The sequence below is a fragment of the Acinetobacter sp. YH12106 genome, assembly GCF_013418995.1.
GTDB classification, from domain to species: Bacteria; Pseudomonadota; Gammaproteobacteria; order Pseudomonadales; family Moraxellaceae; genus Acinetobacter; species Acinetobacter pseudolwoffii.
Genome location: NZ_VPAV01000012.1, coordinates 1 through 12,110 on the forward strand (window position 1 = coordinate 1; position 12,110 = coordinate 12,110).

Here is a 12,110-nt window from a genome sequence, read left to right on the forward strand (position 1 = left end):
TCAAACGAACAAATAGAGCAGATAGAATTTGCACTCAACCATCGTCCTAGAAAAACACTAGGTTGGTATACGCCTAGTGAAGTTATGGCTGGTTTTTATACTGTTGCACTTGCCGCTTGAATCCGCCTTCATATTTAAGTCTATGAAATTCATATATAAATCACAAATAAAGCAAATTTATTTGAAAACTTAATGACATTGTTGATTATTCTGCTATAATCTTGCCACGCACTTAATTTTCCGTTCTTTACCTGAACACTATCTTCTAATCATTGTATGCGCGTTCTGTCCATAGAGAGGACATATCCTTCGCGCCCCAATCGCTTAAGCGATTCCTTCAGGTTTGCGGCCGTAATCATATACGTGCGTTATATCCACATCGTCGTTATTCGGATCGCTGCTGAATCCTAACTTTTTCAGCTCTATTTGCTGTGCCGCTTTTTGCCGATGTCCATATTGTAATTTATTTAATGGAGCACCCACTTCAGGGTGAACACTCTCTATGAGCAAAACTTTTGCTGATTTTTCCCTCGACGAATCTCTAACCCAGGCTCTCGATGCTTTAGGCTTTACTACTCCAACTCCTGTACAAGAACAAGCGATTCCAGCTGCACTTGAAGGTAAAGACCTTCTTGTGTCAAGCCAAACAGGTTCTGGTAAAACTGCTGCTTTCTTGCTTCCTACCTTAAATGCGTTGGCAAGCCAAGATACATTAGTACCATTTAAAGACCGTATGAAAGCGGTTACTCAACCGAATATTCTGGTGATTTCACCGACTCGTGAATTGGCACAACAGGTATGTCAAGACGCAATTGCATTTGTACGTCACATGAAAGGTGTTCGTATTGCTGCAATCATGGGCGGTATGCCTTTCGGTAAGCAAATTCAACAGTTAAAAGGCGCGCAAGTTGTTGTTGCAACTCCAGGTCGTCTACTTGACTTGGTGAATCGCCGTCAAATCAAACTTGATAAAGTTGATGCGTTAATCGTCGATGAAGCTGACCGTATGCTTGACCTCGGTTTCTCTGAAGACTTAGAAGCAATTGGTGAGTTGGCTGCAAACCGTAAACAAACTCTAATGTTCTCTGCGACGTTTGCACCACGTATCATTACACTTGCAGAACGCATGATGAATGATCCACTGCGTATTTCGATTGAAACTGGTCACTCTACAAATACTGACATTACTCAGACTTTGCATTGGACTGACGGTTTCGAGCACAAGAAAAAACTGCTTACTCACTGGTTGAACGAAGAAGACGTTGATCAAGCAGTTGTATTTGCGTCAACTCAAGAAGACACAGATATGTTGGCTGAAGAACTTGCTGAAGCAGGCCTATCAGTTGTAGCGCTGCATGGTGCTATGCCACAAACTGTTCGTAACCGTCGTTTACGCAGCATCCGTGAAGGTCGTGCGAAGATCTTGGTTGCAACTGACGTTGCTGCTCGTGGTCTTGACGTACCAACCATTTCACACGTAATTAACTTCGGTCTTCCAATGAAGAACGAAGACTATGTACACCGTATTGGTCGTACAGGTCGTGCCGGTCGTACTGGTAAAGCCATTACACTTGCAACTTACCGTGAGCGTGGCAAAATCCGTGCTTTGGAAGACTTCCTTGATGCGCGTTTAAACGTATCTGAAATCGAAGGTCTTGAGCCATCTCCACCTCCTGCACGTGGTAGCCGTGATGGCGCTGGTCGTGGTCGTGGTCGTGATGGCGGCGGTCGTCGTGATGGCGGTCGTGGTGGTTTTGGCGGTGGTCGTCGTTTTGAAGGCGAAAGCAACTTCAAACGTCGTGAAGGCGGTGATGATCGTCCACGTCGTAGCTTCGATGACAAACCACGTGGCGAACGTCCGGCATTTGGCGAAGATCGTCCACGTCGTGACTTCGGTGATCGTCCAGCGCCACGTCGTGAAGGCGGTTTCGGTGATCGTCCACAACGTTCGTTTGATGACCGTCCAAAGCGTGACTTTGGTGACCGTCCAGCGCCACGTCGTGAAGGTGGTTTTGGCGACCGTCCACAACGTTCGTTTGATGACCGTCCAAAGCGTGACTTCGGTGATCGTCCAGCTCCGCGTCGTGAAGGTGGTTTTGGTGACCGTCCTCGCTCTAATGATGACAACCGTGGCAACCGTGTAGATTACAAGCCAGCTCGTGAAGGCGGTTATGGTGATCGTCCAAAACGTGATTTTGGTGATCGTCCTGCTCCACGTCGTGAAGGTGGTTTCGGTGATCGTCCAGCGCGTTCATTCGGTGATGACCGTCCAAAACGTGATTTCGGTGATCGTCCAGTACGTCGCAACTTTGATGACAAACCACGTGGTGAACGTTCGTTCGGTGGTGAAGATCGTCCACGTCGTAAATTTAACGACTAATAGAGTCGCTAGATGAAGATAAAAAACCGGTAGAAATACCGGTTTTTTATGCATTGAGTTTTTTGCTTTTTAACGTAAAATGTCTACTAATTCATATTTTGTCAGGGTTATGATAATTATTAATATGAAAAGTTTAGCCGCTCGATCTCAATTGATAAAGGTGCATATGCCATATATCGCATTGACTTTGATTTTATGTAATATTATCTATTATTTATACAGTGTTTTTAATTAATCAATCTAGTCATTTTAAGCCTAAGTACATATTTTTATTATAAAAAACAAGAAATAATCAATTGTTGTCATCTTTTTATGATATTCACCCACCTTTTTCAACTGCTAACATTTTGAACTTCGTTCCTTTATAGTATGCATGCTGAAAAAATGTAGGAATAAACTCAGCTATGAAAAATCAAACAGCGCGAGATACTCAGTCTTTGATTGAAGTCAGGAATTTGAGCTTCAAACGAGGCGAGCGCGTGATTTATGACGACGTGAGTTTAAATATTCGTCGTGGGCAGATTACCGCCATTATGGGGCCATCCGGAACCGGTAAAACCACCTTATTAAGATTGATCGGTGGGCAGCTGACGCCTGAGCATGGTCAGGTCTTATTGGATGGCAAAGATATTGCCTCGATGTCACGTTCCGAACTTTTTTCAGCACGTGCACGGATGGGTATGCTATTTCAGAGCGGTGCTTTGTTTACCGATATGAGCGTGTATGAAAATGTCGCGTTTCCAATTCGGGCCCATACCAAACTGCCAGAACATCTAATTAAGGAAATCGTGGCATTGAAACTGGAATCCGTCGGCTTGCGCGGTGCAGAGCAAATGATGCCATCGGAACTGTCTGGTGGTATGAACCGACGTGTGGCTTTAGCCCGGGCGATTGCGCTGGACCCTGAACTGATCATGTACGATGAACCCTTTGCCGGACAAGATCCGATTGTGATGGGGGTGTTGACTCGTTTAATCCGCTCTCTGCGTGAAGCACTGGATCTGACCACGATTATTGTCTCGCATGATGTGACAGAAACCTTATCCATTGCTGATTACATTTATATCGTGGCAGAAGGCAAGATCCAGGGCGAGGGGACACCGGCAGAGCTAAAAGTGCATCCTTCAACTTTTGTGCAGCAATTCCTGACGGGTTCGGTGGAAGGTCCAGTCGATTATCAGTTTAGTCATCGGGCTTACTTAAGTGATGAGGTACGTTCATGAATGCAATTGCCGCATTAGGTAGACGCGTTATTGAACGTGTACAGGGGATTGGGGTCGCAACCCTGATGCTGTTGCAGATCTTATTTTCCATGCCGACCTGGCTTGGGCTAAGACTATTTGTTTATCAGATGTATCGGGTCGGGGTATTGTCCCTGCTGATTATTGTGGTTTCTGGTCTGTTTATTGGTGCCGTGCTTGGCTTGCAGATGTTCAGTATTCTGTCGACCTTTGGCAGTGAATCCATGCTTGGTACAGCGGTGGCGTTGACCTTGCTGCGTGAATTAGCACCTGTAGTCGCGGCTTTGCTGTTTGCAGGACGTGCCGGTTCGGCTTTGACCGCAGAAATTGGTCTGATGAAAGCCACTGAACAATTGTCCAGTATGGAAATGATCGGGGTGGATCCCTTAAAGCGGGTGATTTCGCCACGTCTCTGGGCGGGGATTTTCAGCTTGCCTATGCTTTCGGTGATCTTTGCCGCAGTCGGAATTATGGGCGGCAAAATGGTCGGTGTAGACTTTTTGGGGGCTGATGAAGGCGCTTATTGGAGCGGCATGGAAAGCAGCGTGCAATTCTATAAAGATGTCTTGAATGGCACTATTATTAAAAGTTTTGTATTCGCATTAATGTGTACCTGGATTGCGGTATATCAAGGCTATGCCTGTGTACCAACATCGGAAGGTATTGCAACTTCTACAACGCGTACAGTCGTCTATTCTTCACTGTGCGTTTTAGGCTTTGATTTTGTGTTGACTGCGGTCATGTTCGGAGGTGTTTAATGAAATCACGTACTAGTGAGCTGGCCGTTGGTGTTTTTGTTATTTTATTTGGTATTGCCTTATTCTTTTTAGCGATGCGTGTCAGTGGTCTGGTCGGCAGCAATATTTCCGACAGCTATAAAATGACGGCAACTTTTGAAAATGTGAATGGCATCAAGCCACGTGCCAAAGTCGCTTTAAGCGGGGTGAAAGTGGGACAGGTCGATGAGATTACCCTGGATCCTGTAACGCGTCTGGCAACCGTACATATGACTTTAGATGGCTCATTGACCTCATTTAATGCTGAACAATTAAAGCAAGTTCAAGAGGAAGCTCTGGACGAGTTACGCTACAGCTCGGACTATGAAGCAGCGACACCTGCGCAACAAAAAGACATGGAAAAACAACTGTTAGCTAACATGAAATCCATCACCAATATTGATGAAGATGCTTATATTATGGTAGCGACCAATGGCTTATTGGGTGAAAAGTACCTGAAAATTATTCCAGGTGGTGGTCTGAGCTATTTGCAACGCGGCGATCAGATTGCCAATACCCAAGGCACCATGGAAATTGAAGATTTGGTGACGAAGTTTATTACTGGTGGTGCCGGCAAATCGTCAGATAGTCAAGAAACTACATCGGAACAGACGACAGTTTCAGAAACAACAGATGCAGAACCTGCATTTGTTGAATAATAGATTGAGGAGAATTCAGTGAAGACTTTAGTAAAACAAACGCTTGCAGTAAGCATTCTTTCAACAATGGTTGCTGGTACAGTGTTTGCTGCACCGTCTGAAGCACCACCTGCTTTTATTAAAAAAGTAGCAGATGGTTTAATTGAGCGCCTCAAAGCTGACAATGCAAAACTGCAATCAAATCCAGCTTTGGTCAAAAGCATTGTGCGCCAGAATCTGGATCCGTATATTGATTCTCAGTCTTTCACACGTATTGTGATGGGCACGTATGCCACGAACCAATATAGTACGGCGGCACAGCGTGCGCAGTTTGAAAAGAATTTCCGTGAAACCTTAATTGAAAACTATGGTTCTGCCTTTGCCAAGTTCAGTAATCAGACTTATAGCGTGCGTCCTTACAAGGCCAGCAACAGCAAAAACCCTGTTGTGACCATCGACTTTAATAACAAAGGCGAGAAAATTCCAGTAGCATTCCAGCTGGTGGACAAGGGTTCACAATGGAAAATCCGCAACATCAACGTATCGGGTATTGACCTGGGTTTGCAGTTCCGTAACCAGTTTGCTGCGACGGTAAAACGTAATGGCGGTAATATTGATAAAGCAATTGCCAACTTTAAACCGGATGCAGAAGCTGCAATCGACAAGAAATAATCAAACAGGTGAGCCGTGATTACATTCAAGGATCAGGAACTACAGGTTTCAGGCAAGATTGACTATGACAATGCACAGGACTATTACTTAAATGGTCTGCGTGTGATCCAGTCACAAAGCAAGTTTCCACTTGTGGTTAATCTGGCTGAGCTTGAAAGTGGCAGTACTTTGGCTTTGGCAGTGTTGGTGCGCTGGCTGCGCCAGACTCCTCAGGCTCAAGGGCTACAGTTTAAAGCTGTTCCTGCTAAAATGATGAATATCATTCAGGCCAGCCATTTGCAGGATGATTTAAACATCGTTCAGTAAAAGAAAAGCACCGAAAGGTGCTTTTTTATTGTGATCAAATTTTAAGAAATCATTCAAATCAAATAGATCTAAATATGGATTGCACGTCCTCTCTGCCTCAGGGAGAGAGTTAGAGAGAGGGGTGTAAAAATCCTCCCTAACCATTTTCTTCACTTTTTAAAGAGAAGTTGAAGAGGGATTAAATAAATATGAATTAAATACAGGCATTTCTTGCGCTTCACTTTAATTAAAGAGCAAGTGAGACTTAGAAAGGGATATCTAATAAAAAACCTCTCCCTGACAGGAAACATCTCTCCCTTTTCAAAAGGGAGGTTAGGAGGGATTCTAGATCCACTTCTTCCATCTAAAGTAAATTAATGGGCCAATCAGGAAGCCAATTAAAATAATACTGACCATGATGAAACTCATGGTGCCTTGTGCAAAGGGCAGCACTTCGGTGTTCATACCGTAAATACTGGCAATCAGCATTGGTGGCGCAAGCATACTCGGCAGAATCGAGAATCGACGAATGGTATCGTTCTGCTCAGTGTTAATGAATCCGGATGTGGTGTCGAGCAGGAAACGCACTTTCTGGAACAAGAAAGCATCATGCTCGACCAGCGAGCGCACATCTTCACTCAGTTCTCGAATATCCGCATCATAAATATGACTGCCCAAGGCGCGTGGACGCGACAGGAAGGTCAGGACGCGGCGTAAATCGATTAAACACAGTTGCGCTTTACCCAACATATCTTCAAGTTGCGCCAAGCGGGTAATCATGTCATCCAGATCCAGAATCTGTTCACGATGGCGGTTATTCAACACTTCAGTTGAATATTTCTCTAAATCTTTATGCACATCTTCCAGAATGTCGGCCAGCTCATCCAGCTTGGCTTCGAGTAAGCCCAATAAAATCCAGGTCGGATCTTTATAATCGATTTCATAATCATTGCGGCGCGCGCGGGCACGAAAGGCGCGAAAAGCCACCAGTTTTTCACCACGCAAAGTAAACAGACGATCCTTGTGCAGAATGAATGCAACGGTTTGTACTGTTGCCAACATACTGGATTCATCTTCGTGTTCGTTTTCGACCTGATAGTTTTTATTCTTGGTTAAAAAATAGGTGCTGATATGCAAAATACCGTCATCATCACGGTAAAATCGGGCACTCGAGGAAATATCTTCCAGCGATTTTAAGGTCGGTAAATTTTGCTCGTAGGCATCTAGAATCCATTGCTGCTCTTCCTGTGAAGGCGCAATCAGATCAAGCCAGACTAAATCTGGATGCAGGTCGAAATCACCATTAATCGTGATATCTTCTAAGCTACCGCGCTCTGTGGCGTAAAAGGCTTCAAGCATGCTGTCTTTTCTCCCGGGCGCAGTATGTGAATTGGAATGGGTGTATTTTAGACAAGGAATTGAATAAAAACACTGATATTAAGCAGTTATTTTGGTAAAAAGCGCGCTTGCCGCGATTTCGTACAATATGGCGTCAATTAGAGGATGAAATGATGAATTCTATCGCAATTTTTTGTGGTTCAGCGCTTGGCTCGGATCCTCTTTATACGCAGGTTGCCGAAAAAGTCGGTCAGACTCTGGCGGCACGACAGCAAACGCTGGTTTATGGAGGAGGTCGTTCTGGCTTAATGGGTATTGTGGCTGATAGTGCATTGGCGGCGGGCGGTAAGGTGATTGGCGTGATTCCAAGGCAGCTGGTCAATCGTGAGCTGGCACATCCACATATTACCGAGCTGTATGTGGTGGATAATATGCATGAGCGTAAAACCCGGATGTCGGAACTGGCCCAGGGATTTATTGCCATTCCCGGTGGTGCAGGAACACTGGAAGAGATTTCTGAACAATGGACCTGGGCACAATTGGGAATTCATCAGAAGCCTTGTGCTTTTCTCAATACCGATGGTTTTTATGATGACCTGATTAAATTCATCCGTATGACCACGGAGAAGGGTTTTACTAAATCACGTTTCACTGAGGCTTTGATTATCAGTGATGATTTGGACGATATTTTGCGCCAATTCGAAAGTTATCAGCCGCCTGAAGCCAAATGGGGTATGGTTGATCAGACCGACCTTGTAAAATAAGTTATCTAGAATACGCAATTGTAGAAAATAAATGAAAGTGATTACGGTGGCTGCAGCCATTATTTTAAATGAAGCGCAGCAACTGCTGGTGGTTCGCAAGCAAGGAACATCCTGCTTTATGCAGGTCGGTGGCAAGCTGGAGCCAAATGAAACCCCAGAAGCCACCATGTTGCGTGAAATTCAGGAAGAAATTGGCACGCAAGCCCAGATTCAGCAATTCATTGGCCGTTTTGAAACCCAGACTGCCAATGAACCTGATCATCAACTGGTGAGTTATGTCTATTGGGTAAGTCTCGATCAAGCACCTAAAATTGAAGCAGAAATCGCTGAAATGAAATGGGTTGATCTGGATGAAAACGAGGTGCTACTGGCACCCTTGACCACTGAAATTGTGATTCCTTGGGTGAAGTCACATTTACTCGCCCAAGCTTAAATTTTAGATTTGTGCACCTGCCAGACAGGCTGCATAAATTTTCTGACAGCCTAGCTCTTCAAGTTTTCGAGTGAGCGCTAGAATCGAACTGCCAGTCGTCACTACATCATCAATGATTAGCACGCGTCGGTAACGAATATTAGACGGTGTACTGATCTGAAATTGCGACTGGATATCTTCGATTCTTTCCAGACGGCTTAAGCCTTTTTGTGAATGCTGTTTCAGCCGGCTAATAGGTTGCCAGATGGGAACATTCAATTTTTTCGCCACATGCTTGGCCAGCACCAGAGATTGATTATAACCGCGTTCGGCCAGGCGTTCAGTCGAGATCGGCATCGGGACTATTGCACTGACTTTGGGTAATTCTAAACTCAACAGCGTACCGGCCAGTAAGTTTTGCAGATGCAGCTTCTGTTCATATTTAAACAGCTGAATCAACCGATCCATCGGGTAGGCATAATCGCAGGCAATCTGAAACTGCATTTCCTGACGCTGAATGGTTTGATGTATCCACGGCAACTGCTGCCAGCAATCCTGACAGACTGAATAAATGCTCTGATAATCAGTCTGACACAACTGGCAGGGCTGAAGCGTATTCAGCTTGGAGATTCCCTGTGCCAGTAATTTAAACATAGGCATAACGCGGTGCTTCCGGTAGCCAGCGTTGTAATAACGCCTCAGCCTGATCTGGATAATCTTTTAAAATTTGCTGCGCCACATAATGTGCCTGATTGAGCAGGTGATCATCGCGTTCAAGTTTGGCCACGCGGAAATTCATATCGCCGGTTTGTTTAGTCCCCAGTAATTCACCCGGCCCACGCAATTCCAGATCTTTCTCGGCAATCATAAAACCATCATTGGTTTCACGCATGATTCTTAAGCGTTCCTGACCGTTTTGCGATAGTGGATGCTTGTATAGCAGGGCGCAGAAACTGGCTTTGGCACCACGGCCAACCCGACCACGTAGCTGATGTAGCTGTGACAGGCCTAAACGTTCGGCATTTTCAATCACCATAATGGAAGCGTTGGGTACATCGACCCCGACCTCAATTACGGTGGTGGCAATGAGTAGCTGTAATTCATTATTCTTAAATTGCTGCATCACCGCCTGTTTTTCATCGGCTTTCATTTTGCCATGTACCAGACCGATATTCAGCGCAGGAAAGCGTTCCCGAATTTCGGCAAAAGTGGCCTCCGCGGCTTGGGCATCTAAAGTTTCGGATTGCTCCACCAAGGTACAGACCCAATAGGCCTGTTTGCCTTCAGCGCAATTCGTCGCAATACGTTGCAGAACTTGTTCACGCCGATCCAGTGGAATGGTCACCGTTTGAATCGGGGTACGACCCGGTGGCAGCTCGTCAATCACCGAGGTATCCAGATCACCATAAGCCGACATGGCCAAGGTGCGGGGAATCGGGGTTGCGGTCATCACCAGCTGATGCGGGGACATGCCATCCAGGCCTTTATTTCTGAGTGCAAGACGTTGATCGACTCCAAAGCGGTGTTGCTCATCAATAATCACCAGACCGAGTTTGGCAAACTCGACATTCTCCTGAAACAGGGCGTGGGTGCCAATCACCAGATGGGCGCTCCCGTCCCGAATGACCTGTTCCGCTGCGGCGCGGGCTTTGCCTTTTTGCTTGCCGGACAGCCAAGCGATATTAAGACCTAGTGGCTCAAACCAGCGTTTAAAGTTGAGATAATGCTGCTCGGCCAGAATTTCGGTAGGTGCCATCAACGCCACTTGCCAGCTTTCTTCCAGGGCATGACAGGCTGCGACACCGGCCACCAATGTTTTGCCGGCACCGACATCGCCTTGCACCAGACGTAACATTGGTTTATTGGCTTTTAAATCTTGTGCGATTTCTTTGGATACACGTTTTTGCGCACCGGTCATTTCAAAAGCCAGACTGGCCAGAAGCTGTTTGGCATAGGTTTTACTCGGTGCAAATGAAGGGGCTTCAACCTGCTGAATAAAGGCACGCCGGGTCAATAAACTGATCTGATGCGCCACCAGTTCTTCAAAGATCAGGCGTTGCTGTGCGGGATGCGAGCCTTGTGCCAGTTGTAACATATTGGCATTGACTGGCGGATGATGGATATATTCCAGTGCCTGTTTTAACGCATAACCATTGCTAAATTTTGCTGGCAGCAGTTCAGGCAGATGATCGCTATACTGAGCCAAAGCCTGCTGAATATAATCGCGTATTTTTGGCTGGGTCAGACCTTCAGTGGCCGGGTAAATCGCGGTAAGTTGGGTTTGCGGTAGCGGGGTATCTTCAGTAATGACTTGCAGCTCGGGATGATACATTTCCAGACCGCGCGCACCGACCCGGACTTCACCAAAAATTCTTAAACGGTGACCGAGCTTGCAGCGATCGGTGATGCCTTTATAAATATGATAAAAACGCAAAGTGACTTTACCGTAATCATCATCCAGTAATACAGCCATGGACTTGCGTTTACCCGGCGGGAAATCCACACCTTTGACGATACCTTCGAGCAAATAGCTACGCCCCACGCTCAATTGATTCATGGGAATGATCGTGCTACGGTCTTCATAGTCACGTGGTAGATGAAAAAGCAAATCATCAGTATTGAAGATATTTAATTTTTCAAGTAATGCAGCGGCGGCATTGCCAACGCCTTGTAACTGATGGACTGCAGCCATGTCCCCTCAACCAGATTCGTGATTCGGTGCTCAATGCATATTCTATTTATCGGTTATGGTAAAACATCCCGGCGTGTTGCTAAACAACTATTTGAGCAAGGTCATCAAATTAGCACAATTAGCTCAAGTCCCAAAACAGATTCCTTTGCAACTCATCTGATTCAAGATGTGCATAAACTGAATTTAACGACAGTCACACCGATTGATTGGGTCTATGTATTGCTTAGTCCAAAACAAAGTACGGTTGAAGGCTATCAGTACACCTATCTGGATTCAGTTCAGCCGATTGTGACTGCCTTGAAACAGCATCCAGTGCAGCGGATTGTGGTGGTGTCATCGACACGGGTCTATGGGCAAAATGCTGGAGAAAATATCAATGATGAAACGCCTCTACAGCCCAACGATGTGCAAGGAAAAATCCTGTATCGGATGGAGCAGGCCTATTTAGCGGCTTATCCTGAGCAATGTACAATCATTCGCCCAAGTGGAATTTATGGAACATCGGTAGAGCGCTTACAAAAAATGGCAGTATCTATGACCAGCTATCCAAATCTGCACTGGTCAAACCGGATTCATATCGAAGATTTATCACATTTCTTGTCACAGATGATTCACGTGGAACATCCTGAGTCTTCTTATATTGTGAGCAATAACCAGCCACAGCTTTTACATGAAGTCTTGCAATGGTTTCAGCAGCAGATGGGGCTGCCTGTACTTAAGCTCGAGAGCGAGCAGGTCACCGGTAAAAAGCTCTATGCCACTCGGATGCAAAAAACAGGATTTGAATTAAAGCGTACAGATTGTTTTGAGGATTATTTGGAACTAATGAGGAAAAGTAATCCCTCCTAACCTCCCTTTAAAAAGGGAGGATTAAATTCCCGTTCCTTGTAGGAGAGAGCTGGGGAGAAGGGG

The 12,110-nt window shown here is 45.6% G+C and carries 12 protein-coding genes and 1 pseudogene; 10 read left to right on the forward strand and 3 right to left on the reverse strand.

Going from position 1 to position 12,110, the window contains the following annotated elements:
* The 7 genes and pseudogenes from FTU45_RS09970 to FTU45_RS10000 all read left to right on the forward strand — a co-directional run.
* Window positions 1-120, forward strand: a pseudogene (locus FTU45_RS09970) (IS30 family transposase); the annotation flags it as partial.
* A gap of 382 nt (window positions 121-502) precedes the next feature.
* On the forward strand, window positions 503-2,380 hold the full coding sequence (locus FTU45_RS09975) for a DEAD/DEAH box helicase (RefSeq protein ID WP_005168750.1): 1,878 nt from the start codon (window positions 503-505) through the stop codon (window positions 2,378-2,380).
* Window positions 2,381-2,784: 404 nt separating this feature from the next.
* Window positions 2,785-3,603 carry an ABC transporter ATP-binding protein gene (locus FTU45_RS09980; RefSeq protein ID WP_180050836.1) on the forward strand — a complete coding sequence of 273 codons (819 nt, stop codon included), beginning with the start codon at window positions 2,785-2,787 and terminating at the stop codon, window positions 3,601-3,603.
* On the forward strand, window positions 3,600-4,379 hold the full coding sequence (mlaE, locus tag FTU45_RS09985) for a lipid asymmetry maintenance ABC transporter permease subunit MlaE (RefSeq protein ID WP_074383590.1): 780 nt from the start codon (window positions 3,600-3,602) through the stop codon (window positions 4,377-4,379). Before FTU45_RS09980 ends, mlaE begins: the two co-directional genes overlap by 4 nt.
* Entirely contained in the window at window positions 4,379-5,056 is a 678-nt protein-coding gene (locus FTU45_RS09990; RefSeq protein ID WP_005094188.1) for an outer membrane lipid asymmetry maintenance protein MlaD, read from the forward strand. The genes mlaE and FTU45_RS09990 overlap by 1 nt, the downstream gene beginning before the upstream one ends.
* A gap of 18 nt (window positions 5,057-5,074) precedes the next feature.
* Window positions 5,075-5,707, forward strand: a complete 633-nt coding sequence (locus FTU45_RS09995) for a phospholipid-binding protein MlaC (RefSeq protein ID WP_005094187.1) — start codon at window positions 5,075-5,077, stop codon at window positions 5,705-5,707.
* 15 nt (window positions 5,708-5,722) lie between these two features.
* A complete protein-coding gene (locus FTU45_RS10000; protein WP_100329361.1) occupies window positions 5,723-6,013 on the forward strand; it encodes an STAS domain-containing protein in 291 nt (96 codons plus the stop codon).
* A gap of 324 nt (window positions 6,014-6,337) precedes the next feature.
* On the opposite strand, the gene FTU45_RS10005 is transcribed toward FTU45_RS10000, so the two are convergent.
* A complete protein-coding gene (locus FTU45_RS10005; protein ID WP_005168743.1) occupies window positions 6,338-7,351 on the reverse strand; it encodes a CorA family divalent cation transporter in 1,014 nt (337 codons plus the stop codon).
* Between the two features lie 152 nt (window positions 7,352-7,503).
* Here FTU45_RS10005 and FTU45_RS10010 point away from each other — a divergent pair, with 152 nt between their 5' ends.
* Together FTU45_RS10010 and FTU45_RS10015 are read left to right on the forward strand one after the other, a co-directional pair.
* A complete protein-coding gene (locus FTU45_RS10010) occupies window positions 7,504-8,094 on the forward strand; it encodes a TIGR00730 family Rossman fold protein (protein WP_005094184.1) in 591 nt (196 codons plus the stop codon).
* 31 nt (window positions 8,095-8,125) lie between these two features.
* Entirely contained in the window at window positions 8,126-8,527 is a 402-nt protein-coding gene (locus FTU45_RS10015) for an NUDIX domain-containing protein (protein ID WP_159138636.1), read from the forward strand.
* Between the two features lie 3 nt (window positions 8,528-8,530).
* On the opposite strand, the gene FTU45_RS10020 is transcribed toward FTU45_RS10015, so the two are convergent.
* Both FTU45_RS10020 and recG read right to left on the reverse strand, forming a co-directional pair.
* Window positions 8,531-9,166: a ComF family protein gene (locus FTU45_RS10020; protein WP_100329359.1), complete on the reverse strand. Its 636-nt coding sequence runs from the start codon at window positions 9,164-9,166 to the stop codon at window positions 8,531-8,533.
* Window positions 9,153-11,198: an ATP-dependent DNA helicase RecG gene (gene recG / locus FTU45_RS10025; RefSeq protein WP_005094175.1), complete on the reverse strand. Its 2,046-nt coding sequence runs from the start codon at window positions 11,196-11,198 to the stop codon at window positions 9,153-9,155. The genes FTU45_RS10020 and recG overlap by 14 nt, the downstream gene beginning before the upstream one ends.
* 33 nt (window positions 11,199-11,231) lie before the next feature.
* On the opposite strand from recG, the gene FTU45_RS10030 reads away from it, so the two are divergent.
* A complete protein-coding gene (locus tag FTU45_RS10030; protein WP_005094173.1) occupies window positions 11,232-12,047 on the forward strand; it encodes an NAD-dependent epimerase/dehydratase family protein in 816 nt (271 codons plus the stop codon).
* Window positions 12,048-12,110 lie beyond the last annotated feature (63 nt).

Bases quoted from the DNA above. Each gene is read 5' to 3' on its own strand.
- FTU45_RS09975 (WP_005168750.1), top strand. From the start codon at position 503: ATGAGCAAAACTTTTGCTGATTTTTCCCTCGACGAATCTCTAACCCAG.
- FTU45_RS09980 (WP_180050836.1), top strand. From the start codon at position 2,785: ATGAAAAATCAAACAGCGCGAGATACTCAGTCTTTGATTGAAGTCAGG.
- mlaE (WP_074383590.1), top strand. From the start codon at position 3,600: ATGAATGCAATTGCCGCATTAGGTAGACGCGTTATTGAACGTGTACAG.
- FTU45_RS09990 (WP_005094188.1), top strand. From the start codon at position 4,379: ATGAAATCACGTACTAGTGAGCTGGCCGTTGGTGTTTTTGTTATTTTA.
- FTU45_RS10005 (WP_005168743.1), bottom strand. From the start codon at position 7,351: ATGCTTGAAGCCTTTTACGCCACAGAGCGCGGTAGCTTAGAAGATATC.
- FTU45_RS10010 (WP_005094184.1), top strand. From the start codon at position 7,504: ATGAATTCTATCGCAATTTTTTGTGGTTCAGCGCTTGGCTCGGATCCT.
- FTU45_RS10015 (WP_159138636.1), top strand. From the start codon at position 8,126: ATGAAAGTGATTACGGTGGCTGCAGCCATTATTTTAAATGAAGCGCAG.
- FTU45_RS10020 (WP_100329359.1), bottom strand. From the start codon at position 9,166: ATGCCTATGTTTAAATTACTGGCACAGGGAATCTCCAAGCTGAATACG.
- recG (WP_005094175.1), bottom strand. From the start codon at position 11,198: ATGGCTGCAGTCCATCAGTTACAAGGCGTTGGCAATGCCGCCGCTGCA.
- FTU45_RS10030 (WP_005094173.1), top strand. From the start codon at position 11,232: ATGCATATTCTATTTATCGGTTATGGTAAAACATCCCGGCGTGTTGCT.